The following is a 24,148-nucleotide window of genomic DNA, read 5'->3' on the forward strand; positions in this document are numbered from 1 at the left end:
GTCACGTCCAGACGGGTAGCCGCTACAGGCGAAACCGGCTTAACCTCCGGCATGCGCCAGATCCTGCTCACCGCCGCCTCCGCCCTCGTCGTGCTCGCCGCTTGCGGCCCCGCGCCCGCCCAGCCGGGACAAGCCGCCGGCGCCGCCGCGCCCGTCGAGAGCCGACCCGCCAACGCCAGCAGCCAGAAGCCGGCCCTCGCAGGGCAGACCCGGGCGCCGGGGCTGAACTCCAACACTGTCGGCCAGTACACGACCGTGGCCAGCGGCCTGGATCACCCCTGGGGCCTGGCCTTCCTGCCGACCGGCGAGATCCTGGTCACCGAGCGCGCCGGCCGTCTGCGCGTCGTGGGCAAGGACGGCGCCCTGTCGCCCGCCGTCGCCAACCTGCCGGCCGTGTACGCCTCGGGCCAGGGCGGCCTGCTGGGCGTGGCGATCGATCCCGACTACGCCAACAACGGCCTCGTCTACTGGGCCTTCTCCGAGGAACAGGACGGCGCCAACGGCACGAGCGTGGCGCGCGGCAAGCTGAGCCTGGGCCCCGCCCCCAAGCTCGACAATGTCCAGGTGATCTGGCGCCAGGCGCCGAAGATGAAGTCCAGCCTGCACTTCGGCGGCCGCCTGGTGTTCGCCAAGGACGGCAAGCTCTTCGTCACCACCGGCGAGCGCTCGGTGCGCCCCGGCCGCGTCCAGGCCCAGCAGCTGGACGGGACCCTGGGCAAGGTGGTGCGCATCAACGCCGACGGCTCGATCCCCTCGGACAACCCCTTCATCGGCCAGGCCGGCGCCAAGGCCGAGATCTGGTCGCTGGGACACCGCAACCTGCAGTCGGCCGCGCTCGATCCCCAGGGCCGCCTCTGGACCGTCGAGCACGGCGCGCAGGGCGGCGACGAGCTGAACCGTCCCGAGCCGGGCAAGAACTACGGCTGGCCGACCATCACCTACGGCCAGGAATATTCCGGCCAGCCGATCGGCGACGGCCTCACCCAGAAGGCCGGCCTCGAGCAGCCGGTCTATTACTGGGATCCGGTCATCGCGCCCTCGGGCATGACCTTCTACGAAGGCGACCTCTTCCCGGCCCTGAAGGGCAGCGTCCTGATCGGCTCGATGGCCGGCCTGAACGTCACCCGCCTGGTGCTGAAGGACGACAAGGTCGTGGGCGAGGAACGCCTGTTCTCCGACATCGGCGCGCGCATCCGCGACGTCGTGGCCGGGCCGGACGGGGCGATCTACGTCCTGACCGACGAAGGCGACGGCAAGCTGATCAAGATCACGCCCAAGGGCTAGAAGCCCGGAACCTCGGCGGCCGTCGCCACCACGTTCAGGGGCGGCTGGGTCGGACCAAACGGGATGCTGCCGACCGGCGGAGCAACCGGCGCCGGCGGCGGGACCTCCGGCGCGGCCACCTGCACAGGCGCGGGCGGCGGGACGGGCTCCGCCGCCACGAAGACCGGCTTGGGCGCGGCCTTGGCCGAGACGAACACCAGGCGGTCGCCCTTGCAGGTCCCGGCGTTCTGCAGGCCCTTCAGATAGCCGCGACGCACGAAACCCGCCTTGATTGCGTCACGCACCAGCTGGTCGTGGCGCTCGGCCCCAGTCAGGCGGCGCACCCAGCCGCGCATCGGGATGACGTCGGTGATCGTGCGCGCCACCACGCCCATAACCGGGCGCGACAGACCGCCGGCCTCGGGGTCGTTCTTGCCGTCGTCCTTGGGGTCGTCGTAGTCGTCGCCCAGCACGGCGTCGAGATTGTCGATCTCGGTCTTCAGCGGCGCGCAGCCGGTAGCCGGCGGCGCATAGGGATCGGCCATGGCCGTCTTCAGCAGGTCGGGGATCTGCGAGCGCACCACATTGATGTCGCGCAACGGCGCCACCACGGCCGAGCCCAGGTTCTCGCTGTTGGCCTCAGCGGAGGTCTGTGGCGGCTTGGCCTGCTTGCCGGCCAGCGCCGCGCTGCTGGCGCCGACGCCGAAACACAGCGCCACGGTCGCCATGCCATACCGGCTCATGCGAAGGGGCGAAGTCATTGTCCGGCGCTCACGCTGTTGTCTCACGCCGAAACAACCCGGGAATCGCCCGCGCCGTTCCGTTCGGCGCGGGATCGTGATCCGCAGTCTGGGTTCTAGATCCGGGGCAACCCGTCCATGATCGCCGTCAGGGCCAGGACGGTCTGGCCTTCCATGGCGCTGTGGCCGGCGTCGGTGCGGACATAGGTCGCCGGCGGCGTACCCGCCGCGTTGAGCGCCTGGACCAGGCGCGAGGCCTGGGTCAGCGGACACACCTGATCGAAGCGGCCGTGGACGATGTGGACCGGCACGTCCTTCAGCGCCCCCACCCCATCGGTGATCTCGTCGGGTTTGAGGAACAGGTCGTTGGCGAAGAAGTGGGCCTCGATCTGGGCGAACGACAGCGCGAACGCGGCCTCGCCGAACTTGCCCGGGTCGGCAGCGGCCGGGATCATGTTCGAGATCGTGCCTTCCCAGACCGACCAGGCGACGGCGGCCTGAAGCTGGCGCTCGCGCCCTTCGTCCGTCGACGGACGGCTATCGAAGATCGCCTTGTAGGCCCCCATGATGTCGCCGCGCTGCTCGGGCGCGATGACCTCGACGAAGGCCTTCCACTCTTCGGGATAGGTGATGTAGGCGCCCGGCTCGGTCAGGGCGTAGGGCTGCGTCTCGAACGTCGCCGCGTTGCCCTGGTACATGTAGAGCAGGTCTTCCTGCCGGCCCAGGAAGATGCCGCGCAGGATCAGCGAGGCGACCTTCTCCGGATTGCGGATGGCGTAGACCAGCGCCAGGGTGCTGCCCCAGCTGCCGCCGAAGACGTGCATCTTGCCGGTGATCCCCAGCGCTTCGCGCAGGGCGTTGATGTCGGCCACGAGGTGGTCGGTGGTGTTGTGCGCCAGGGCCTTCTCCGGACCGTCGGCGGCCACGGTCGGGCGGCTCTGGCCACAGCCGCGCTGGTCGAACAGGATCACCCGGTAGCGGGCCGGATCGAAGAACCGCGACATCACCGGCGCGCACGCCCCGCCGGGTCCGCCGTGCAGGAACATCACCGGCTCGCCGTCGGCGTTTCCGTATTCCTCCCAGTAGAGTTCGTGATCAGGCGCGGTGTCGACCCGCAGCCAGCCGGTGCGCAGGGCCTGACCTTGCGGGTAGGTCCATTCGGTCGTGACCTTGCTGGTCTTGCGCAGCGCCGCGAAATCCATGGTCGAATCCTGTCGTATGAGATCGTCATAGTCTTTAGACCAAATGCGGCCTGAAGACGGATCAAAGCCCATGCCTAACGAGATCGAAGACCGCCACGCCGCCGCCGCGTTCCGCCGCCTGGTCGAGCACCTGCGCATGCGCACCGACGCCCAGAACGTCGACCTGATGGGCCTGGCCGGCTTCTGCCGCAACTGCCTGGGCGACTGGGTCGAGGAAGCCTCGGAAGGGACACTGGACAAGGCCCAGGCGCGCGAAGCGATCTACGGCATGCCGCAGAGCGAGTGGAAGGCCAAGCACCAGGCGCCGGCCAGCCCGGAGCAGCTGGCGCGGATGGAGGAAAGCGTGGCGCTGAACGCGAAGCTGCGCGGCGAGCGCTCGTAAAGCTTCCTCGTCATCCCGGGCCTCGTGCCCGGGAACCCTATATCCCCGGCAAGCGAGGAGCGGAAATTCGCGCTCACGTGTGAACTGAACCAGGGGTCCCGGGCACAAGGCCCGGGATGACGGGTGTTTTTGGCTCAGAGCCAAAGTCACACTCACGAGCGCATCACGAGCATTCCCGCCGTTCCGTCCTCCCCTCCGAAACCTGACGTATCCTCTACCCACCTCGAAGCACTGGGGAGGGCGCGCGGCCAGCGACCTTCGCGGCTTCGGGAGGCGGTCGAGCGGGGACAGGTCTGAGGGGGATACTCGGACGGTCCGGGGATCTGGTTCGCTGACCAGGCCCGCCCGCCGCCGGCGTGGTCGAAGGCAAAAGGGCGTCCTTGGCGTAAGCCCGTCCTCTTCGACCGTCGGAGCCTGCTGGAAACAGCCGGATCCGGGTCCCGTTAAGGCCTGAACAGGGCCACCCGGCGGGTCGCTGGCGGATAACGGTCGCGCGGAGCGTCTGGCTTCGTCGAAACGGTACTCCACTTCCCTGCTCCGGACGCTGTCCGGCGCTCCGCATCCCTCCCCGTCCGCCCTCGCGGCTTCCGCCGCGAGCCGATCTGTCATGCCTGGAGGTTTGGATGCCCCACCCCCGCAAGCCCCGTCCCGAGCGTTTCGCCGGCGAGACGCGCTCTCGCCGTCGCCACATCCGCCAATGCGTGTGGCTCTATCACCAGCTCGAGGAGCGGTTCGCCTATGTCGCTGACCTGATCGAGCAACAGCGCCAGCAAATCGCCCATGAAAAAGCCCTCGGCCATGCGGCCGAGGGCTGTTCCAATGTTGTCCTCCCGGGCGAAGACCCGGGATGACAGTCCTGGCGGACTAGCGGATGACCCGCGCGCCCTTGCCCTTCATCACGGCTTCGACTTCCGCGGCCTTCACCATCGAGGTGTCGCCCGGGGTGGTCATGGCCAGGGCGCCGTGAGCCGCGCCGTACTCGACGGCGGCCTGGGGACCCTTGCCTTCCATGAAGCCGTAGGCCAGGCCCGAGGCGAAGCCGTCGCCGCCGCCGACGCGGTCGTAGATCTCGAGGTTCTCGCGCATCATCGAGGCGTAGAACTCGCCGCCGGCGTACAGGATCGCCGACCAGTCGTTGACCGAGGCGGTCTTGGCGTTACGCAGCGTGGTGGCGGCGACCTTGAAGTTCGGGAACTGCTTCACGGCAGTCTCGATCATCTTCTTGAAGTTGGCCGGATCGATCGAGCTGATGTGCTCGTCCAGGCCTTCGACTTCAAAGCCCAGGCAGGCGGTGAAGTCTTCTTCGTTGCCGATCATCACGTCGACGTATTGCGCGATGTTGCGGTTGACCTTCTGGGCGCCTTCCTTGCCGCCCTGCGACTTCCACAGCGAGGCGCGGTAGTTCAGGTCGTAGGAGACGACGGTGCCGTACTTGCGGGCCACTTCCACGGCTTCGATTACGGCTTCGGCCGTGTTCGAGGACAGGGCGGCGAAGATGCCACCGGTGTGGAACCAGCGAACGCCTTCTTCGCCGAACAGCTTTTCCCAGTTCACTTCACCGGGGCGGATCTGCGAGGCGGCGGTGTGGCCACGGTCCGAGCAGCCCAGGGCCGGACGGACGCCGAAGCCCTTTTCCGTGAAGTTCAGGCCGACGCGGGTGTTGCGGCCCAGGCCGTCGAAGTCGCGCCAGATGACGTGCGACTGGTCGACGCCGCCTTGCATCATCAGGTCTTCGACCAGCCAGCCCAGGTCGTTGTTCGGCAGGGCCGTGACGACGGTCGAGCGCTTGCCCCAGCACTTCTTGAAGGCGCGGGCGACGTTGTACTCGCCGCCGCCTTCCCAGACGTTGAACTGGCGCGCGTTGCGAACCCGGCCGAAGCCCGGGTCGAAGCGCAGCATGACTTCACCGAAGGACGCGCAGTCCCACTTGGTTTCCGATTCCGGACGGATGTTCAGGATGTTGTCGGTCATTTGGTCTTAGGCCTTCCCACGAACCTTCTTGATCAGATCGACGGTCTCACGGACCTTGGCGGTGATGCCGGCGTAGTCGCCCGCATCCAGCAGCTCCTGCGTGATCAGCTTGGAGCCCATGCCGGCGGCGACGATGCCCGCGCCGAACCACTTCTTGACCGAGGCTTCGTCGGGATCGACGCCGCCCGTCGGCATAATGCGGGTCCAGGGCATCGGGCCCAGCACCGCCTTGACGAAGTCAGGGCCGCCGACCGACGAGCCGGGGAACACCTTGACGATCTCGCAGCCCAGTTCTTCGGCGTACGAGATTTCCGAGGCCGAACCGCAGCCCGGCGAATACGGGATCTTGCGACGGTTGCAGACCTTGGCGACGTCGGCGTTCAGGATCGGGCCGACGATGAACTTGGCGCCATTGGCGATGTAGATGCCGGCGGTCGGGGCGTCGACGATCGAACCCACGCCCATGATCACGCGCGGATCAGCTTCGGCGAAGTGCTTGGTGACTTCGTAGAAGACGTGGCTGGCGAAGTCGCCGCGGTTGGTGAACTCGATGCAGGGCGCGCCGCCGTCGGCGCAGGCCTGGATCACCTTCTTACAGACCTCGGCGTCGGGGTGATAGAAAACCGGGATCACACCCTGGTCCATGATCGCGGTCAGAACCGCCATACGATCTTTCACCATCTCAATTCCCTTCCCGAAGGATCGTTATTGCGCGAACCGCCGATAGGGTCGCCGCGCGAGCAATTTTTCGCCGGAACTGGCTCAGGGCGTTCCCTTAGACCGCGTTGCGCGCGCGCGCCACACCGGGCTTGCCGCAACGTCAAACTAAGGCGGATTTGGGCGCGGATCTGGAGCTGTGTCGCTCGCTGTTCCGCGCAAGGACCTCTGGCCCCGGCTTCCTTCCCCTTGCGTTTTCCGTCAGCTCCCCTTGCCCGCCTCAGACGCAAAATTGAGGGCGTCGGATTTCGCCGACGCCCCAAAAGTTTGCGCAGGAGCGAGCTCAAAGAGCCGCAAAACGAGACGGCCAACCACGACGCTGAACCGAAACGTATGACACCGGTGTCACTGAAGACAGGAGAATTGGCCAAGCCACTTCGCCACCGGTGTCAGAGCGCAGATAAACAGAAACCGCCGGTTCGCGCAAGCGCCGTAAAGCTAGGTTTTGAGCGCCGGCAAGACTTTGAAATTCATCAGGTTTGGATATTTCGAGGGGACCTGAATTCCCATCCGGCGCCCTCCCCCGTTTCCCCGGCGAAAGCCGGGGCCCAGATTCATCCGGAGCAGCTGGTGTTGACCCGAGATCCGCCCTTCAAACTGGTCAATGCAGTCGGTTCGACCTGGGCCCCGGCTTTCGCCGGGGAGATCGGATTTCAAGTCACCCGGTGTTGCGCAGGCCCGCCGCGATGCCGGCCACGGTCAGCTGGATGGCCAGACGAAGCTCCTCGTCCTGGTCCCCTGCCCGGCGGCGCGACAGCAGCTCCAGCTGCAGGTGGTTCAGCGGATCCACCGAGCGGCTGGCCAGGGCCACCGACTCGGCCAGGTCCGGCTGGTTGTCCAGCAGGGTCGAACCGCCGCGGATGGCCAGGGCCAGGCCGGTCGCCGCCTCGTGTTCGCGCTGGATGGTCGCGAAGATGCGCTGGGCGTCGGCCTTGTCGGGCGACAGGTCCACGTAGCGGCTGGCGATGCCCATGTGGCTCTGGGCCAGGGCCAGCTCCATGTTCGACAGCAGCGAGGCGAAGAAGTCGAAATTGCCGGCCAGGTCGCGCAGCTGCTCGACCGACAGACCGGCCCGCTCGACGCCCGAGGCGAAGCCGTACCAGCCGGGCAGCATGAAGCGGCTCTGCGACCAGGAAAACACCCACGGAATGGCCCGCAGGTCCTCGATCTTGCGGCTGGCGGTCCGGCTGGCCGGACGGCTGCCGATATTGAGGCCGACGATCTCGCTGATCGGGGTGACCGACCAGAAGAAGTCCTCGAACGCGGCGTCGTCGTACACCAGGGCGCGGAAGCCGTGGAACGAGGCCTCGGCCAGGGCGGTCATCGCCGCCTCGACCTTGGGATCGGGCTTGCTGGCCGGGCGCTCGCTGGCCATCAGCACCGCGGCGGCCAGGCCGTCCAGGTTGCGGCGGGCGGTGGGCTGGTCGCCGAAGCGGCGGGCGATCATCTCGCCCTGCTCGGTCATGCGGATGCGGCCCTGCACGGTGCCGGCCGGCTGGGCCATCACCGCCTCGGCGGCCGGGCCGCCACCGCGACCGACGCTGCCGCCGCGGCCGTGGAACAGCTGCAGGCCGACGCCCATCCGGTCGGCCTCGAAAGCCAGGGCCGAGGCCCCGGTGGCGACGCCGCGACGGCTGGCGACGTACCCGCCGTCCTTGTTGCTGTCGGAGTAGCCGAGCATGATTTCCTGCACCGGCCGATCGCCCAGGATGGTCCGGCTCAGCGGCAATTCAAGCCACTGGCGCAGCACGGCCGGGCCGTTCTCCAGGTCGCCGATGGTCTCGAACAGCGGCGCGACCTTGACCGAAGCCCGCGGCGCGGCCCCGCCCCAGACCATGCCGACCTGCTTGAGCAGCACCAGCGGCTCGAGGATGTCCGACAGGGTGGCGGCCTTCGAAATGATGTAGGCGCCGAGACAGCCGTGGCCGTAGTCGCGGACCGCCTGGGCGGCGGCCTCCATCGTGGCCAGCTCCTTAGCGGTTTCCTCGCTGTAGGCGGTGAACGGCGAGACCAGAGGCCGCTGATGCGACAGCTCCTCGATCAGGACCTTGCAGCGGGCCTCTTCGTCCAGCTTCAGGTACTCGACGCCGGCGCCGGCCCCGGCGCGGCGATACAGCTCGTCCAGGGTGCGCTCGTGAACGTCGGCGTTCTGGCGCAGGTCCAGGCTCATCAGGTGGAAGCCGCAGGCCTTGGCCACCTCGACCAGGGTGCGCAGAGCCGTGCCGACCAGACGGTCGCCGCCATTGCGCTCCAGGCTGTCGATAATCACCGACAGGTCGGCGACGAAGGCGTCCGGGTGACCATAGGGCTCGACGTCGGTGTCGCCGTTGGCGAAGGCGACGGGCTGGCCGGTCAGCTTCTGCGAGACGGCGGTCAGGCGGTCGAAGATCAGCTCCAGGGCCAGGCGATAGGGCTCGTCCAGGCGGTGGACCGACGGGTCCCGGGTCTGGGCGGCCAGGGCCAGCAGCTCCTGCGACACCGGGGTGTAGGCGGTCGAGACGGCCAAGTTGGACCACAGCTTGCGGACCTCGCCGGCGTACCAGTCCAAGATCACGCGGGACTGGCTGGCGAAGGCCAGCTTCAGGGTCTCGCCATTGACGCCGGGATGGCCGTCGCGGTCGCCGCCCAGCCAGCTGCCCATCTTCAGCAGCGGGGCAAGGTGGCCGTGCTCGCCGACCTTCTGGGTCCAGTCGCCATAGAGGTCGATGATCGCCGGCAGGATCGAGGTGCGGACGATCGACAGCGCGTTGCGGATCTCGTCCTTCACCGTGATCCGCTCGGGACGGTAAAGACGGGTGCGCCACATCAGGGCGATCTCGCGGAACAGGCTCTCGCGGATCTCGGCGTCCAGATCCGGCGGCAGATGGTGACGACGCAGGGCCATCAGGCGCGAGATCTCGGTCTCGCGATCGACCATGCTGCGGCGGCGCACTTCGGTCGGGTGAGCGGTCAGCACCGGCACCACGTTCATGGCCGCGAAGATCTTGGCCAGGTCCGCGTCGGTCTTGCCGTGTTCCTTCAGGATGCGGACGGCGTCGATCAGGGTGCGGGGGCGCTCGTCGCCCGGCTGGGCGTCGACCTCGGCGTGGCGGCGGCGGCCAGCGACGTCCTCGCCGATATTGGCCAGCAGCGAGTGGCTGGCGAAGGCGCGGGCCAGGAACACGGCCTCCTCGTTCGACAGGTCGCCGAACACCTGGTCCAGCATCGGCGCGTCGCCGTTGGCCACGTCCTCGCGAGAGGCGGCCTTGCGGGCCTTGGCGACCAGGGCGGCAGCTTCCTCGCCTTCCAGATAGGCGATGGCTTCCGACAACAGGTCGCTCAGCAGATTGGCGTTCTGGCGGACATGCTTGCTGGTGGGACGGTCGACATCGATCGACAGGGGCATGAACGACCTCCGGGGCACTGCAAAAACAAAGACGGCGCCGCGAGCGTTGACGTCGCGGCGCCGTCTAGCGCGCTTCACCGAACGGGAAAACCCGTCCGGCAAGATGGTTGCGCTACCAATGTGGATTGGCGCGCTTTTCTTTCGTTAGCGGGCCAGCCAGCCGCCATCCACGGGCAGAGTAATGCCCTGGACGTAGTCGGCGGCCGACGAGGCCAGGAACACGGCGGCGCCGCCGATGTCCTCGGGACGGCCCCAGCGGGCGGCCGGGATGCGGGCCAGGATCGCGGCGTTGCGGTCCTGGTCGGCGCGCAGGGCCTCGGTGTTGTTGGTGTCGAAATAGCCGGGCGCGATGGCGTTGACGTTGATGCCCTTGGTCGCCCACTCGTTGGCCAGGATCTTGGTCAGACCGGCCAGGCCCGACTTGGCGGCCGTGTACGACGGCACGCGGATGCCGCCCTGGAACGAGAGCAAGGAGGCGATATTGATCACCTTCGCGCCCGTCCCTTGCGCCAGCGCCTGCTTGGCGAAGGCCTGGGTCAGGAAGAAGACGACCTTCAGGTTGGTGTCCATCACCGCGTCCCAGTCGGCTTCGCTGAACTCGATCGAGTCGGCGCGACGGATGATGCCGGCGTTGTTGACCAGGATGTCGACCTTGCCGAACGCGGCCACGGTCTCGTCGACCACGCGCTGGACGGGTTCGGTCGAGCCGAAGTCGGCCTTGATCGACAGGAACTTGCGGCCCAGGGCTTCGACGGCGGCTTGGGTTTCGGTCGGTTCGCTGCGGCCCGCTGCGGCGATGTCGGCGCCGGCGGCGGCGAGCGCGATGGCGATGCCCTGGCCGATGCCGGTGTTGGCGCCGGTGACGAGCGCGACCTTGCCTTCGAGGCTGAACGGATTGGCCATGGTTCTTATGTCCTGATCAAAGATGTCGTCATCCCGGTGAAAGCCGGGACCGCCGCAAGCGCGCTGGGCGGTCCCGGGTCTACGCTATGCTTCGCCCGGGATGACAGGTCGAAAGCGCGTCGGCTTGCGCCGCTACTTCAGCTGGCAGATGTCCAGCACGTTCATGTCGGTGTAGTCGAGGTTCTCGCCGCCCATCGCCCAGATGAAGGTGTAGTTGGCGGTGCCCGAGCCCATGTGGATCGACCACGGCGGGCTCATGACGGCTTCCTCGTTGGCGATCACGATGTGACGCATCTCGTCCGGCTCGCCCATGTAGTGGAACACCCGGTCGTTCTCGCCCAGGCCGAAGTAGAAATAGGCCTCCGAGCGACGGTCGTGCAGGTGGGGCGGCATGGTGTTCCACACGCTGCCCGGCTTCAGCACGGTCATGCCCAGCAAGAGCTGTGCCGACTTGCAGGTGGTCGGGACGATGTACTGATAGATCGTCCGCTCGTTGCTGGTCTCCAGCGCGCCGCGCTCCAGCGGGATGGCGTCGGCGAAGGCCAGCTTCTTGGTCTCGAACGCGGCGTGGGCCGGCAGGCTGACCAGATAGAAGCGGGCCGCGCCCTCGACGCCCTCGAAGGTGACGTCCTTGGCGCCCATGGTGACGTACAGGCCGTCACGCGGCACGATCTCGTAGACGACGCCGTCGACGGTGATCTTGCCGGTGGTGTCGCCGACATTGATCACGCCCAGCTCGCGGCGCTCGAGGAACGGATGGCCAGCGGCCGAGGCGGGCTCGGTCTGGTCGGGCAGCTTGACGGCCGTGGTCGCCACCACCCCGCCGACGACGAAGCGTTCGGCGTGATTGTAGGTCAGCACGATCTGGCCGTCCTGGAACAGGTCCTGCATCAGGTAACGATCGCGCAGGTCATCGTTGCTGACCGCGAACATCATGTCCGGATGCGTGGCGTGATAGGTCTTGGCGAACATCGAAAAGCCTCCTCCGAAGATGGGTTCTTACTCGGCAGCCAGCTTGGCCGGACGCGCCCAGGCGGGGCGTTGATCAAGCTTGTAGGCCTTCTTAGGCAGGTTGTACGTCAGATCGACGATCAGCTCCTCGGCCTCGACCAGGTCCATACGGTGCTCGGCGACCATGCGGCCCAGGAACGAGGAGTCGACGCGACGGGCGACGTCGTGACGAGCCGGGATCGACAGGAACGCGCGAGTGTCGTCGTTGAAGCCCACGGTGTTGTAGAAGCCGGCGGTTTCCGTGACCTGCTCGCGGAAGCGCATCATGCCTTCCGGGCTGTCATGGAACCACCAGGACGGACCCAGCTTCAGCACCGGATAGTGGCCGGCCAGCGGAGCCAGTTCGCGGCTGTAGACAGTCTCGTCCAGGGTGAACAGGATCACCGACAGGCGCGGGTCATTGCCCAGGCGGCCCAGCAGCGGCTTCAGCGCCGAGACATATTCGGTGCGGGTCGGGATGTCGGCGCCCTTGTCGCGACCGTGCGACGCCAGCAGGCCGGCGTTGTGGTTGCGGTGCGAGCCGGGGTGGATCTGCATGACCAGCCCGTCGTCCAGGCTCATCTTGGCCATTTCCGTCAGCATCTGGGCGCGGAACAGCTCGGCCTTCTCGGGCGTGATGTCGCCCTTCACCAGGCTCTGGAACAGGGCCTCGGCCTCGACGTCCGACAGATCGGCGGTCGCGGCGGTGGGGTGGCCGTGGTCCGACGACGTCGCGCCGGCCTCAATGAAGGCCTGGCGGCGCAGACGGTGGGCCTCGAGATATTGCTTCCAGCTGTAGACGTCCTTGCCGGACACCTCGGCGAAGCGCTCGAACGAACGCGGCGAGCGCTCGTCCTCGAAGTCGATGACGGCGTCGGGACGATAGGCCGTCACCACGTGGCCGCCCCAGCCGCTTTCGCGGATGGCCTGGTGGTGCTTGAGCACCTCATGCGGGCCTTCGGTGGTGGCCAGGGTCTCGATGTTGAAGCGGTCGAACAGGGCGCGCGGACGGAACGCTTCCGAAGCCAGGGCCTCGTTGATGCGGTCGAAATAGTCGTCGGCGTTCGAGGCTTCGAGGAATTCGGTGAAGCCGAACACCTTGGAGAATACGTGGTTCAGCCAGATCCACGAGGGCGTGCCGCGGAAGAGATAGAAGTTGTCGGCGAACAGCTTCCAGGCCGCGCGCGGATCGGTCTCCGGGATGCCAGCCTTGGACCGCACCTTCAGCGCGTCCAGGCTGATGCCCTGGCTGTACAGCATGCGGTACAGATAGTGGTCCGGCGCCAGCAGCAGGTCGGTGGCGTCCTGGAACGGCTCGTTGGTCGCGAACCAGCTGGGATCGGTGTGGCCGTGCGGGCTGATGATCGGCAGGTCCTTGACCAGCGCGTACAGACCCTGCGCGTAGGAGCGCGTCTTGGCGTCCGCCGGGAAAAGCCGATCGTCGTGGAAATTCAGAGGCCTGGGCATGGCGTTACGTCTGCTCCCTATCTAACCGGCTTCGCGGTTGGCCGCTTGTGCCAGCTTGGTAACCGGTGTCATGTTTCGATGCAACCCGCCGGAGGTTGCGCGTGGTCAGCCCGGAACCGGGCCGGAGGACTCGCGCACCACCAGGGTCGGTTCGGTCTTGGTCATGTCGCGCGGCTCGCGGCGCTCGACGCCGATCAGCTTCTCGGCGGCCATCTTGCCGATCTCGCGGGTCGGGGTGTGGATCGTGGTCAACGGCGGCCAGACGGCTTGGGCGATCTGGAAGTCATCGAAGCCGACGACGGTCAGGTCCGCGGGGACGGACAGACCGGCCTTGCGGGCCGACTGCAGCACGCCGGCGGCCATTTCATCGTTGCCGCAGAAGATCGCAGTCGGACGCGGCGTCCGGGCCAGCAGCGCGTCGCCGCAAGCCATCCCGGACTCGAAGGTGTAGGCGCCCTGGACGATATCCTTCTCGGTCAGCTTCAGGCCGCTTTCCGCCAGGCCGTCATCGAAGCCCCCTCGCCGCTCGTGCGACGACCGGAAGGTGTCGGGACCCGAGATGAAGGCGATGTTCTTGTGGCCCAGATCAATGATGTGCCGCGCAGCCTGGTAAGCGCCCAGGCGGTCATGACCGACGATCATGTGCTCGGGCTTGTCCAGCTCGACCGAGGCGATGCGGATGTACGAGCAACCGATCTCGGTCAGCAGCTTGGCCACGCGATCGTCCTCCGAGACCGACGGCGGCAGGACGACGCCGAACAGCTTCTGGCGCTCCACGAACGAGCGAACGTCGGCCAGGAAGGTCGGGCTGGCGCGGTTGCACGGGTGGACGACCAGCTCGAAGCCCGAGCCGCGCATGCCGTCCAGCAGGCCCAGCTGCATGTTTACGACGTATTGCGGGTTGGGGTTGTCGTAGATCATGCCGATCAGGAACGAGCGGCGGAACGCCAGGCCGCGGGCCTGGGGGTCGGGGGCATAGCCCCACTCGGCGATCACCGCCTCGATGCGCTCGCGGGTCTCGTCACGGACGAACGGCGACTGGTTGATGACGCGGGAGACGGTCTTCTTGGAGACGCCGGCCAGTCGGGCGATGTCGTTGATGGTCGCTCTGCGACGACCGCCTTCCAGGCCGCTCTCCCCATCCCCCGGGGTCAGCTCATCGGGTGGCGAGGACGGCGTCTTCGAAGCGGTCACGGCGTTTCCAGCAGCTTTGTTCGTTTTCTTTTGTCATACTCTAGCCGCGCGGACGTCGCCAACCTAGGCAGAAACGTTCGCTCTTGGCATCGGTGACACCGGTTACCATGTCATCATACAAGTCTTTTTGCGATCCTGAACGCGGCGACGACCCTTCCCATGACTGAAACGACCCTGGCTCAGCCCGAATCAATTCACCCGGTGGACCCGCGCGATCATGTCGCCACGGCCCTTCGCGACATCGCTGCCGGCGAAGCGTTGGACCTGCACGGCGAGACGATCACCGCCCGCGCCGACGTGCCCAAGGGCCACAAGATCGCGATCCGCGCCGCCGCGGCCGGCGACGACGTGCTGAAGTACGGCTGGCCGATCGGCCGGGCGACCGCCGACATCGCCGTCGGCGACCATGTCCACGTCCATAATGTCGCCACCCGCCTGGACGGCGTCGAGGGCTACGCCTTCACCCCGTCCGCGCCGGAACCCCACGCCGAACCCGCCGCCCGCACCTTCGACGGCTTCCGCCGCAAGAACGGCCGCGCCGGCACCCGCAACGAGATCTGGGTCCTCTGCACCGTCGGCTGCGTCGCCAACACCGCCCGTCGCATCGCCGAGAAGGCCAACCAGCGTTTTGCCGGCCGCGTCGACGGCATCTTCGCCTTCCCGCATCCGTTCGGCTGCTCGCAGCTGGGCGACGACCTGATCCACACCCGCTCGCTGATCGCCGGCCTGGCCGCCCACCCCAACGCCGGCGGCGTGCTGATCCTGGGCCTGGGCTGCGAGAACAACCAGCTGAAGGCCCTGCTGGAGTCCGCGCCCGACATCGACGGCGAGCGCCTGAAGAGCTTCACCACCCAGATGGTCGAGGACGAGCTGGAAGACGGCCTGGCCGCCATCGAGGCCCTGGTCGAGATCGCCGAGAAGGACCGCCGCGAGCCGATCCCGGTCTCGGAACTGGTCGTGGGCCTGAAGTGCGGCGGCTCGGACGGCTTCTCGGGCGTCACCGCCAATCCGTTGGTCGGCCGCATCGCCGACAAGGTCGCCGACGCCGGCGGCACCCCCGTCCTGACCGAAATCCCCGAGGTGTTCGGGGCCGAGAACGTCCTGCTGCAGCGCGCCGCGACCCGCGAGATCTTCGACCAGGCCGTCGCGGTGATCGACGACTTCAAGCGCTACTTCATCGACAACAATCAGCCGATCTACGAGAACCCCTCGCCAGGCAACATCGCCGGCGGCATCACCACGCTGGAAGAAAAGTCCCTCGGCGCGGTGCAGAAGGGCGGCCGGGCCCAGCTGGTCGAGGTGCTGCGCTACGGCCAGCGTGTCGGCCCGCACGGACTGACCTTCCTGGAAGCGCCCGGCAACGATGCGGTGTCGTCCACCGCCCTGACGGCGGCCGGCGCTACGGTCATCCTGTTCACCACTGGCCGCGGCACGCCGCTGGGCTTCCCCGCCCCGACCCTGAAGATCGCCTCGAACTCGGGCCTGGCCCAGCGCAAGCCGGGTTGGATCGACTTCGACGCCGGCCAGGTGCTGGCGGGCGTGTCGATGGACGACGCGGCCGACCGTCTGATGGACCTCGTCGTCGACACCGCCTCGGGCAAGGCCACCAAGGCCGAACTGAACGGCGAACGTGAAATCGCTATCTGGAAGCAAGGCGTTACCCTGTGACTGACACCCTTTCGAAGCCGCTGCGTCTCAATACCGTCAGCTATCCCGCCGCCCTGCCCGGCGTCGCCCTGCCGGCCTATGACCGCGACAAGGTCCAGATCGGCGTCGTCCACTTCGGTCCCGGCGCCTTCCACCGCGCCCACCAGGCGTTCTATTTCGACCAGCTGCTGGCCACGGACCCGCGCTGGGGGATCTGCGCCGTCTCGCTGAAGAGCCCTGGCGTCCGCGACGCCCTGGCCCCGCAGGACGGCCTCTACACCCTGGCCCAGCTGGACGCCGAGACCACCTTCCGCGTGGTCGGCGCCATCCGTGAAGTGCTGGTCGCGCCGGAAGATCCGCCGTCGGTCTTCGCGCGCCTCGCCGCCCCGACCACCCGCATCGTCACCCTGACCGTGACCGAGAAGGGCTACACCCTGTCGGCCGAGGGCGGGCTGGACGAGAGCCATCCCGACATCGTCCACGACCTGGCCAACCCGCGCGAGCCGGTCAGCGCCGTCGGCTATCTGGTCGAGGGCCTGCGCCGTCGTCACGCCGCCGGTCTCGCGCCCTATGCCGTCGTGGCCTGCGACAACCTCGCCGACAACGGCTGGCGCCTGAAGTCGGCCGTCGTCGCGTTCGCCGCCAAGCAGGACGCCGACCTGGCCGCCTGGATCGACGCCGAGGGCAGCTTCCCGCGCACCATGGTCGACAGCATCACCCCGGCCACCGACGACGCCCTGCGAGCCCGCGTCCAGACGGCGACGGGCCTGGAAGACGCCTGGCCGATCCAGCGCGAAGCCTTCACCCAGTGGGTGGTCGAGGACGTGCTGCCGGCCGATGCGCCGGACCTGGCCAGCGTCGGCGTCATCCTGACCGACGACGTGCGCGGCTTCGAACGCGCCAAGCTGCGCCTGCTGAACGGCGTCCACTCGACCCTGGCCTATGCCGGCATCCTGCGCGGCCATGAGACCGTGTTCGAGGCGGTCAGCGATCCGGCCCTGGAAGCCCTGGGTCGCGAGCTGATGGCCAAGGATATCATCCCGACCCTGACCCCGCCCCGCGGCCTGGATCTGGCCGAATATGCCGACGCCATCATCGCCCGCTTCCGCAATCCGGAGATCCGCCACCTGCTGTCGCAGATCGCCTGGGACGGCTCGGCCAAGCTGCCCTTCCGGGTGCTGGGCACGCTGACGGAAACCCTGGACGCCGGCCGCTCGATCGAGCGCCTGGCCATCCCGCTGGCGGCCTGGATGCGCTTCATCGCCCTGCGCGCCAAGGCCGGCGAAGCCATCACCGACCCGCTGGCCGCCAAGCTGACGGAAATCGGCGCGGCTGCGACCGGCGACGCGAAGGCCGATGTGGCGGCGTTCCTGGCGCTGGATAGCGTGTTCCCGGCCAAGCTGACGAGCAACCCGACGTTCGTGGAAGCGATCGAGAAGGCCTACGCGGACCTGGCATAACTCTGCGGTACCGAAACCTCGCCCTTCGACAAGCTCAGGGTGAGGTTTCTACTGCGGCGTCTAAATTAGTCCTCACCCTGAGCTTGTCGAAGGGCGAGGACGGCTCCGCTAGCGCGTAACCCCACGCGCCGTCAGCACCGGCACTACGGTGCTGACCAGGATTTCCAGATCAAACCGGAACGAGTGGCGGCGCAGGTACTCCGCGTCCAGGGCTACCTTGTCGGGGATGGCCAGCTCGTCCCGGCCATTGATCTGAGCCCAGCCGGTGACGCCGGGCCGCAGCACGTCGACGCCGGCGGCCTTGCGCGCCGCGATCAGATCGTCCTGGTTGAACAGCGCGGGCCGCGGCCCGACCAGGCTCATATGGCCGACCAGTACGCTCCACAGCTGCGGCAGCTCATCCAGGCTGAGCTTGCGCATTAGCGGCCCCAGCGGCGTCAGCCAGCGGTCGGGGTCTTCCAGGAGGTGCGTGGCGACCTCGGGCGTGTCGATGCGCATGGTCCGGAACTTGGGCATCGGAAACAGCGCCGAGCCCTTGCCGACCCGCTGCGACCAATAGAGCCCCGGCCCCGGCGAGGTCAGGCGCACCAGCAGCCACAGCACCGCCAGCGGGACAGCCAGCACGAAGAGGCCGGCCGCCGCCGCGGCGAAATCGAACAGGCGCTTCACCTAGCGCAGGTCGCCGCTGGCCGCGTCGAGCAACAGATAGGCCCGGCCGGCGTCCGATGACAGCAGCGCCGCGAGCAGGAAGCCCTCGCGATCCTGGCCGGCCGCTTCGTCGATCATGCCGGCATAGCGGGCCAGGAAGCGCTCTGTGTTGCTCTTCAGCGTGGCGTCCGAGAACAGGCGACGCACCAGACGGCGGATGGCGGCGGGCGCCAAACGTTTGACCACCTCGCGAGCGCCGGACGCGTCGCGGGTCTGCAGGGCGGCGGCGATCTCGTCGATCCGGCCGCGTGGCAGCAGGGCGTGCGGGTCGATGCCCATGGCGGTGATTTCGCTCGCCAGCTTCTCGCCAAGGGCCGTGTCGCCCGGCGAGCTGTTCTCGATGCCGGCCAGCAGGTTGCGCCAGCTCCAGCCGCCCTCGCCTTCCGGTTCGGCGGAGGGCAGCGGCGGGGCCTGCTTGCGGGTCTGGGCCTGCTCGAACACCGAGCGGAACTCCTCGTCGGTCGCGGTCGGCGTCAGACGCAGGCGGCGACGGTTGTCGGCCGGCGGCTCGTCCTCGTCGTCAAACTCGGCCATCGGCAGCGGTTGCGTCGGCTGAGGGGCCGGCGGTTGGAACGCGACGGGCGGCGGCGTAGGCGCAGCCCGACGCGGCGGCGCGATCGGCGAGGCGGCGCGGGCGGCCATGGTCGAATTGGTCGAGGCGGTGACGGCGCCGGCCGCCTCGCTCAGCATCTCGTAGTTGCGGCGCACGCGTTCCTGGAACGCCTGGTCGATCGCAGCCGTCTCCTCGGCGGTGCGACGCACGGCGTTCATCAGCTGCTCGACGCCCTGCTCGATGGCCACGCGAACCTCGGCGGCTTTTTGCAGGGCTTCGGCCGGCAGGTCGGCGGTGCGCTTGCCGATCTCGGCCAGCATGCCTTCCAGCTCGTCCAGCGTGCCGCGCGCCGACTGCACCGAGTCCTGCAGCTTCTGCGAGGTGCGCGCCCCGGCCTGCTCGACCATCTGAGCCGAGTGCTCGATGATGTCGCGCGCCTCTTCCATGCGGGATTCGAATACCGCATCAGCCTTCTGGCCAGCGGCAAAGGCGATCTCGTTCAGTTGGTCGACGCGGCTGCGAGCGGCCTCGACGCGGGCCTCGACGCCTTCGCTGGCCTTCAGAGCTGCCTCGGCCATGGCTTCCATGGCCGCCTTCAGCTCGTCTTCCAGCAGGTTGCGCTGGTTCTCGGCGACGTCGCCGATGGCCTCGAGCGTCTTCTTGACCTCGTCGTTCAGGCCATCGCGCTGGTTGCGGGCGCCGTCGACCATCTCGCGGAACTGCTCGGCGGCGGCGCCGATCAGGCCGCGCAGGATTTCCGCGCCCATGGCGGCGCTATCCGACAGCTCGGTGGCCCCGACGCGGGTGTAGGCGACGAATTCGGTCAGCTGAGCGGTGCGGGTCTCGGCCTCGGAGGCGAAGTCCTCCTGCTCCGAGCGCAGAGCCTGGCTGGCTTCGACCAGCGCAGCGCGCTGGGCGGCAAGGCTCTTCTCGACCGACGAGATCTGGTCGCCGACGCCGTGGCCGGCGGTCTCAAGGCGCGCGATCTGACGCGACAGGTCCTCGGCCCCGACGCGAGCGGCGTCCGAAGCTTCGGCGGCGGCGGCGGCGAGATCGGCGGCGCGGGCGGCCAGGGCCGCCTCAGCTTCACGCAGCTGGGTCTCGGCCAGATCGGAGGCCTCGGCCACCATGCGGGCCTGGCTGCCGATCGCATCGACCACCGCCGTGGAGCGCGCGTCCAGCGAGTGCGACAGGCTTTCCATGGCGGTGCGTTCGTGACCCAGACCCTGGGCCAGCTGGTTGGCGGTCTTGGCGGAGTCGGCGGCGGCCTCGGCGAGACGGGCAGTCTCTTCGGCCAGGGCCTGACGCAGCGAGATGATGTGCTCGCGGGCGCGTTCGGCGGCGGCGGCGGCCTCGTCCACGCCCTGGCGCATGGCGTCGACGGCGCTGGAGGCGCCGACAGCAGCCAGGGCGGCTGGGGTGACAATGCGGTCGGTCAGAGTGCGGGTGCGACGCAGCTCGTCCGAAATGCCGTTGGCCTGGCGCAGCAGATAGGCGCCGAGCAGGGTCAGCAGGGCCGGCCCGATGGCCAGACCGGCGAAGACCATCAGGGCGAAGCCTTCGACCCGGAAGGCGGGCACGCCGCGGGCGTAACCCAGGGCGAAAGCGATCGGAGCCAGGGCCCACAGAGCAGCCACGGCGGTGGCCAGAGTCCAGAACAGCACGCCCGACATGCGGCGCGGGGCCTTCTCGGCCACCAGCGGCGTCGGGGCCTCGGCCATGGGGCCGCGCAGGTCCAGCGAGGTGTCACGGCTCGGAGCTGGGGTCGGGACGTCGGGCTCGACGATCGGCGCCGGCGGCTGGGCGCTGGCGGCCAGCGAGGTCGCCGGCTTCAGATCGGGCTCGGCGAAGGTCTTGAAAGCTTCGGACTTGGGTTCGCGGCGACGGCGCGAGCGCACGGTCGACGGCGGCGGCACGTCCAGGTCGTCGCCCACGGTGTCGCGCAGCGTCAGGGGCTCGGCGCTGGGAAGCTCCGCTTCCGGCTCCGCAAACGAGGTCGTCTCGGGGAAATCAGGCACGGCCGGGGGTTCGACGGCCTCGACTTCAGCAGCCTTCACCTCGGCCGCCAGGGTCTCTTCGCGAGGCGTCTCCGTCGGCGTCGCGGAAAAATCGAATGGTTGGCGCTTCTTAGGCTTCATACACAGCCACGATCCCAGGACGTCGCGAGGGGCGCAGGAACAACCGCACGCGCCGGCCCCTCCTTCGCGTGTCGCATGAACCTAACGGCGAAAAGCCTTGTCGGAAAGCGGCTTTGGTTGTGTTCGCACACGTCGCGGCGGTTGAGCCGCGCTTCAGGCCTCGCACTGGGGCGTGGCAGGCGCGGTCGCGGCGATGGGGGACAGCTTGGACAGCGCGTCGCGTGGGGAGCGGGCGACGGTCTTGGCGCCCTGCGATTGAGCCGCCTCGGGGCGCGCACGCGTCTCGACCGCCACGCCGAACTGGCACAGCGCGAAAGAGGACAGCCAGACGACCGCCGCAGCCAGCATTTCGGCCAGGAAACTCATCACCCCGTCCCAGGAGACAACCGCGTGAAACGATAGCGACGTTATGCAAGACTATCGCAACAAGCGTGCATGAACATTTGGTCATGAACGTCGAAGCCTCTCCCCTGTGGCGCCAAGTCAACTGACAGCGCCCTCAGAATTCCCGCGTTGTCCCGTCCGACGGCCGGGCCTAGGTCGCAGAGTATGGCCCTGACCCAATTCGCCCCCGCTATGACGCCGGACCTGACGGCGCTCTCGCCCGCCCGGCTGACGCACCTCCAGCGCCTGGAGGCCGAGAGCATCCACATCCTGCGGGAAGTGGCGGCTGAGTGCGAACGCCCGGTCATGCTGTACTCGATCGGCAAGGACAGCGCGGTGATGCTGCACCTGGCCGCCAAGGCCTTCTACCCCAGCAAGCCGCCCTTCCCGCTGCTGCACGTCGACACGACCTGGAAGTTCCGGGACATGTACGCCCTGCGCGACAAGGTGGCGTCCGAGCTGGGCTTCGACCTGCTGGTCCACAAGAACCCCGACGCCGAGGCCCGCGGCGTCAATCCGTTCGACCACGGCAGCGCCCTGCACACCGATCTGTGGAAGACCGAAGGCCTCAAGCAGGCCCTGTCCAAGTACGGCTTCGACGCGGCCTTCGGCGGCGCCCGCCGCGACGAGGAGAAAAGCCGCGCCAAGGAGCGGGTTTTCTCGTTCCGCTCGTCCGAGCACCGCTGGGACCCGAAGAACCAGCGGCCCGAGTTGTGGAACCTCTACAACACCCGCAAGCACCCCGGTGAGAGCCTGCGCGTCTTCCCGATCTCGAACTGGACCGAGCTGGACGTCTGGCAATACATCCATCTGGAGAACATCCCGATCGTGCCGCTGTACTTCGCGGCCGAGCGGCCGGTGGTCGAGCGCGACGGCGCGCTGATCATGGTCGACGACGACCGCTTCCGCCTGCGCGAGGGCGAGGTCCCGCAGCTGAAGAGCGTCCGTTTCCGCACCCTGGGCTGCTACCCGCTGACCGGCGCGGTCGAGAGCACCGCCGCCACCCTCCCCCAGGTCATCCAGGAAATGCTGCTGACCACGACCAGCGAGCGCCAGGGCCGGGTCATCGACCACGACCAGTCCGCCTCGATGGAGAAGAAGAAGCAGGAAGGCTACTTCTGATGGCTCACCAGTCCGCCCTGATCGCAGAAGACATCGACGCCTATCTGCACCAGCACCAGCACAAGTCGCTGCTGCGCTTCATCACCTGCGGCAGCGTCGACGACGGCAAGTCCACCCTGATCGGTCGCCTGCTGTACGACAGCAAGATGATCTTCGAGGACCAGATGGCGGCCCTCGAGGCCGACTCCAAGCGGGTCGGCACGCAGGGCGGCGCGATCGACTTCGCCCTGCTGGTCGATGGTCTGGCCGCCGAACGCGAGCAAGGCATCACCATCGACGTCGCCTACCGCTTCTTCTCGACCGAGAAGCGCAAGTTCATCGTCGCCGACACCCCCGGCCACGAGCAGTACACCCGCAACATGGTCACCGGCGCCTCGACCGCCGACGCGGCCGTGATCCTGATCGACGCCCGCAAGGGCGTGCTGACCCAGACCCGTCGCCACAGCTATCTCGTGTCCCTGCTGGGCATCCGCCACGTGGTGCTGGCGGTGAACAAAATGGACCTGGTCGGCTGGAACCCGGCCGTGTTCGACCAGATCGTCGCCGACTACCGCGCCTTCGCCGAGCAGATCGGCCTTACCGTCTTCACCCCAATCCCGATCTCGGGCCTGGGCGGCGACAACATCGCCAGCCGCAGCGAAGAGACGCCCTGGTTCAAGGGCCCGATCCTGATGGACTGGCTGGAGGGCGTGGAGGTCGAGGACGACCTGCAGTCCAAGCCCTTCCGCATGCCGGTGCAGTGGGTCAATCGCCCGAACCTGGACTTCCGCGGCTTCTCGGGCCTGATCGCCTCGGGCTCGATCAAGCCGGGCGACCGCATCCGCGCCCTGCCCTCGGGCCGCGAGAGCCGGGTGGCCCGCATCGTCACCCTGCCGGGCGATCTCGACCAGGCCGTCGCCGGTCAGTCGGTGACCCTGACCCTGGAAGACGAGATCGACATCTCGCGCGGCGACGTCATCGCCGCCGCCGACGCGCCGGCGCCAGTCGCCAATCAGTTCGAGGCCACCGTCGTCTGGATGGACGACGAGCCCCTGCCGCCCGGTCGCACCTATCTGCTGAAGCTGGGGGCCCGAACGGTCGGCGCCAGCGTCACCGACATCAAACACCGCGTGAACGTCAACACGCTGGAGAAGACGGCCGCCAAGCGCCTGGAGCTCAACGAGATCGGGGTCTGCAACCTCTCGCTGGACCAGGCCATCCCGTTCGAGGCCTATGCCGACAACCGCGCCATGGGCGGCTTCATCCTGGTCGATCGCCTCAGCAATCGCACCGTCGGCGCGGGCCTACTGAACTTCGCCCTGCGCCGAGCCGAGAACGTCCACTGGCAGCACACCGACATCAGCAAGGCCTCGCGCGCCGCCCTCAAGCGCCAGCGCGGCCAGGTGGTCTGGCTGACCGGCCTGTCGGGCGCCGGCAAGTCGACCATCGCCAACCTGGTGGAAAAGCGCCTGCACGCTCTCGGCCGCCACACCTATCTGCTGGACGGCGACAATGTCCGCCACGGCCTGAACAAGGACCTGGGCTTCACCGAGGAGGACCGCGTCGAGAACATCCGCCGGGTCGCTGAGGTGGCCAAGCTGATGGTCGACGCCGGGCTGATCGTGCTGACCGCCTTCATCTCGCCGTTCCGCGCCGAACGCCAGCTGGCCCGCGACCTTCTGGACGACGGCGAGTTCATCGAGGTCTTCGTCGACACGCCGCTGGCCGTCGCCGAAGCCCGCGACGTAAAAGGCCTCTACAAGAAGGCCCGCGCTGGCGACTTGAAGAACTTCACCGGCATCGACAGCCCTTATGAGGCGCCCGAGACGCCCGAACTGCGCATCGACACCACCGCGATCGATCCCGTGGAGGCGGCCGAGCAGATCGTCGCGTGGCTGGAAGGCCGCGAGATCGACTACGACATCTGATCTCCTTCTTCGCTC

At 68.0% G+C, this 24,148-nt stretch carries 19 protein-coding genes and 2 pseudogenes; 7 read left to right on the forward strand and 14 right to left on the reverse strand.

From position 1 onward, the window contains the following. Positions 1-51 precede the first annotated feature (51 nt). Entirely contained in the window at positions 52-1,284 is a 1,233-nt protein-coding gene (locus E1H18_RS07285; protein ID WP_172265403.1) for a PQQ-dependent sugar dehydrogenase, read from the forward strand. On the opposite strand, the gene E1H18_RS07290 is transcribed toward E1H18_RS07285, so the two are convergent. Both E1H18_RS07290 and pip read right to left on the reverse strand, forming a co-directional pair. Then, positions 1,281-2,024, reverse strand: a complete 744-nt coding sequence (locus E1H18_RS07290) for a hypothetical protein (protein WP_194247891.1) — start codon at positions 2,022-2,024, stop codon at positions 1,281-1,283. The genes E1H18_RS07285 and E1H18_RS07290 overlap by 4 nt on opposite strands. Before the next feature lie 95 nt (positions 2,025-2,119). Beyond that, on the reverse strand, positions 2,120-3,205 hold the full coding sequence (gene pip / locus E1H18_RS07295; RefSeq protein WP_172265406.1) for a prolyl aminopeptidase: 1,086 nt from the start codon (positions 3,203-3,205) through the stop codon (positions 2,120-2,122). Positions 3,206-3,275: 70 nt separating this feature from the next. Between pip and E1H18_RS07300 the strand changes: the two genes are divergently transcribed. Together E1H18_RS07300 and E1H18_RS07305 are read left to right on the forward strand one after the other, a co-directional pair. After that, positions 3,276-3,587, forward strand: a complete 312-nt coding sequence (locus E1H18_RS07300; protein ID WP_172265409.1) for a DUF1244 domain-containing protein — start codon at positions 3,276-3,278, stop codon at positions 3,585-3,587. A 623-nt stretch (positions 3,588-4,210) separates the two neighbouring features. After that, complete coding sequence (locus E1H18_RS07305; protein WP_172265412.1) at positions 4,211-4,438, forward strand: hypothetical protein; 228 nt, start codon at positions 4,211-4,213, stop codon at positions 4,436-4,438. 13 nt (positions 4,439-4,451) lie between these two features. Here E1H18_RS07305 and E1H18_RS07310 read toward each other — a convergent pair whose 3' ends face one another. From E1H18_RS07310 to E1H18_RS07340, 9 genes and pseudogenes are all read right to left on the reverse strand, one after another. Further along, complete coding sequence (locus E1H18_RS07310) at positions 4,452-5,558, reverse strand: sugar kinase (protein WP_172265415.1); 1,107 nt, start codon at positions 5,556-5,558, stop codon at positions 4,452-4,454. Positions 5,559-5,564: 6 nt separating this feature from the next. After that, positions 5,565-6,239: a bifunctional 4-hydroxy-2-oxoglutarate aldolase/2-dehydro-3-deoxy-phosphogluconate aldolase gene (locus E1H18_RS07315; protein WP_172265418.1), complete on the reverse strand. Its 675-nt coding sequence runs from the start codon at positions 6,237-6,239 to the stop codon at positions 5,565-5,567. After that, a pseudogene (locus E1H18_RS27260) lies at positions 6,233-6,394 on the reverse strand (hypothetical protein); the annotation flags it as partial. The pseudogene E1H18_RS27260 and the gene E1H18_RS07315, both read right to left, overlap by 7 nt. A 69-nt stretch (positions 6,395-6,463) precedes the next feature. Continuing rightward, positions 6,464-6,610, reverse strand: a pseudogene (locus tag E1H18_RS27265) (hypothetical protein); the annotation flags it as partial. A gap of 323 nt (positions 6,611-6,933) precedes the next feature. Beyond that, positions 6,934-9,660, reverse strand: coding sequence for a phosphoenolpyruvate carboxylase (gene ppc, locus E1H18_RS07320; protein WP_172265421.1), 2,727 nt, complete (start codon positions 9,658-9,660; stop codon positions 6,934-6,936). Between the two features lie 144 nt (positions 9,661-9,804). Next, positions 9,805-10,563: a 2-dehydro-3-deoxy-D-gluconate 5-dehydrogenase KduD gene (gene kduD, locus E1H18_RS07325; protein ID WP_172265424.1), complete on the reverse strand. Its 759-nt coding sequence runs from the start codon at positions 10,561-10,563 to the stop codon at positions 9,805-9,807. Positions 10,564-10,695: 132 nt separating this feature from the next. Then, entirely contained in the window at positions 10,696-11,535 is an 840-nt protein-coding gene (gene kduI / locus E1H18_RS07330; protein ID WP_172265427.1) for a 5-dehydro-4-deoxy-D-glucuronate isomerase, read from the reverse strand. Positions 11,536-11,562: 27 nt separating this feature from the next. Further along, positions 11,563-13,020, reverse strand: a complete 1,458-nt coding sequence (gene uxaC, locus E1H18_RS07335; RefSeq protein ID WP_172265430.1) for a glucuronate isomerase — start codon at positions 13,018-13,020, stop codon at positions 11,563-11,565. A gap of 105 nt (positions 13,021-13,125) precedes the next feature. Next, entirely contained in the window at positions 13,126-14,214 is a 1,089-nt protein-coding gene (locus E1H18_RS07340) for a substrate-binding domain-containing protein (protein ID WP_172265433.1), read from the reverse strand. 159 nt (positions 14,215-14,373) lie between these two features. Between E1H18_RS07340 and E1H18_RS07345 the strand changes: the two genes are divergently transcribed. Continuing rightward, positions 14,374-15,882: a UxaA family hydrolase gene (locus tag E1H18_RS07345; RefSeq protein ID WP_172265436.1), complete on the forward strand. Its 1,509-nt coding sequence runs from the start codon at positions 14,374-14,376 to the stop codon at positions 15,880-15,882. Further along, positions 15,879-17,321, forward strand: coding sequence for a mannitol dehydrogenase family protein (locus E1H18_RS07350; RefSeq protein ID WP_172265439.1), 1,443 nt, complete (start codon positions 15,879-15,881; stop codon positions 17,319-17,321). Before E1H18_RS07345 ends, E1H18_RS07350 begins: the two co-directional genes overlap by 4 nt. A 108-nt stretch (positions 17,322-17,429) precedes the next feature. On the opposite strand, the gene E1H18_RS07355 is transcribed toward E1H18_RS07350, so the two are convergent. The 3 genes from E1H18_RS07355 to E1H18_RS07365 form a co-directional block, all read right to left on the reverse strand. Beyond that, a complete protein-coding gene (locus tag E1H18_RS07355; RefSeq protein ID WP_172265441.1) occupies positions 17,430-17,990 on the reverse strand; it encodes a sugar transferase in 561 nt (186 codons plus the stop codon). After that, positions 17,991-20,720 (reverse strand): polar localization protein TipN, encoded by a 2,730-nt coding sequence (locus E1H18_RS07360; protein ID WP_172265444.1) that lies wholly within the window; start codon positions 20,718-20,720, stop codon positions 17,991-17,993. 153 nt (positions 20,721-20,873) lie between these two features. Next, positions 20,874-21,086 carry a hypothetical protein gene (locus E1H18_RS07365; RefSeq protein ID WP_172265447.1) on the reverse strand — a complete coding sequence of 71 codons (213 nt, stop codon included), beginning with the start codon at positions 21,084-21,086 and terminating at the stop codon, positions 20,874-20,876. Between the two features lie 183 nt (positions 21,087-21,269). Between E1H18_RS07365 and cysD the strand changes: the two genes are divergently transcribed. Next, a complete protein-coding gene (gene cysD / locus E1H18_RS07370; protein WP_172265450.1) occupies positions 21,270-22,226 on the forward strand; it encodes a sulfate adenylyltransferase subunit CysD in 957 nt (318 codons plus the stop codon). Further along, positions 22,226-24,133 carry a sulfate adenylyltransferase subunit CysN gene (gene cysN / locus E1H18_RS07375; protein WP_172265453.1) on the forward strand — a complete coding sequence of 636 codons (1,908 nt, stop codon included), beginning with the start codon at positions 22,226-22,228 and terminating at the stop codon, positions 24,131-24,133. Before cysD ends, cysN begins: the two co-directional genes overlap by 1 nt. Positions 24,134-24,148 lie beyond the last annotated feature (15 nt).

Origin of the sequence: Caulobacter sp. RHG1 (assembly GCF_013181195.1) — a bacterium.
GTDB lineage: Bacteria > Pseudomonadota > Alphaproteobacteria > Caulobacterales > Caulobacteraceae > Caulobacter.

What these genes read in the sequence shown, in the direction of transcription:
- E1H18_RS07285 (WP_172265403.1), top strand. Translation starts at nt 52, where the DNA reads ATGCGCCAGATCCTGCTCACCGCCGCCTCCGCCCTCGTCGTGCTCGCC.
- E1H18_RS07290 (WP_194247891.1), bottom strand. Translation starts at nt 2,024, where the DNA reads ATGACTTCGCCCCTTCGCATGAGCCGGTATGGCATGGCGACCGTGGCG.
- pip (WP_172265406.1), bottom strand. Translation starts at nt 3,205, where the DNA reads ATGGATTTCGCGGCGCTGCGCAAGACCAGCAAGGTCACGACCGAATGG.
- E1H18_RS07300 (WP_172265409.1), top strand. Translation starts at nt 3,276, where the DNA reads ATGCCTAACGAGATCGAAGACCGCCACGCCGCCGCCGCGTTCCGCCGC.
- E1H18_RS07305 (WP_172265412.1), top strand. Translation starts at nt 4,211, where the DNA reads ATGCCCCACCCCCGCAAGCCCCGTCCCGAGCGTTTCGCCGGCGAGACG.
- E1H18_RS07310 (WP_172265415.1), bottom strand. Translation starts at nt 5,558, where the DNA reads ATGACCGACAACATCCTGAACATCCGTCCGGAATCGGAAACCAAGTGG.
- E1H18_RS07315 (WP_172265418.1), bottom strand. Translation starts at nt 6,239, where the DNA reads ATGGTGAAAGATCGTATGGCGGTTCTGACCGCGATCATGGACCAGGGT.
- ppc (WP_172265421.1), bottom strand. Translation starts at nt 9,660, where the DNA reads ATGCCCCTGTCGATCGATGTCGACCGTCCCACCAGCAAGCATGTCCGC.
- kduD (WP_172265424.1), bottom strand. Translation starts at nt 10,563, where the DNA reads ATGGCCAATCCGTTCAGCCTCGAAGGCAAGGTCGCGCTCGTCACCGGC.
- kduI (WP_172265427.1), bottom strand. Translation starts at nt 11,535, where the DNA reads ATGTTCGCCAAGACCTATCACGCCACGCATCCGGACATGATGTTCGCG.
- uxaC (WP_172265430.1), bottom strand. Translation starts at nt 13,020, where the DNA reads ATGCCCAGGCCTCTGAATTTCCACGACGATCGGCTTTTCCCGGCGGAC.
- E1H18_RS07345 (WP_172265436.1), top strand. Translation starts at nt 14,374, where the DNA reads ATGACTGAAACGACCCTGGCTCAGCCCGAATCAATTCACCCGGTGGAC.
- E1H18_RS07360 (WP_172265444.1), bottom strand. Translation starts at nt 20,720, where the DNA reads ATGAAGCCTAAGAAGCGCCAACCATTCGATTTTTCCGCGACGCCGACG.
- E1H18_RS07365 (WP_172265447.1), bottom strand. Translation starts at nt 21,086, where the DNA reads ATGAGTTTCCTGGCCGAAATGCTGGCTGCGGCGGTCGTCTGGCTGTCC.
- cysD (WP_172265450.1), top strand. Translation starts at nt 21,270, where the DNA reads ATGGCCCTGACCCAATTCGCCCCCGCTATGACGCCGGACCTGACGGCG.
- cysN (WP_172265453.1), top strand. Translation starts at nt 22,226, where the DNA reads ATGGCTCACCAGTCCGCCCTGATCGCAGAAGACATCGACGCCTATCTG.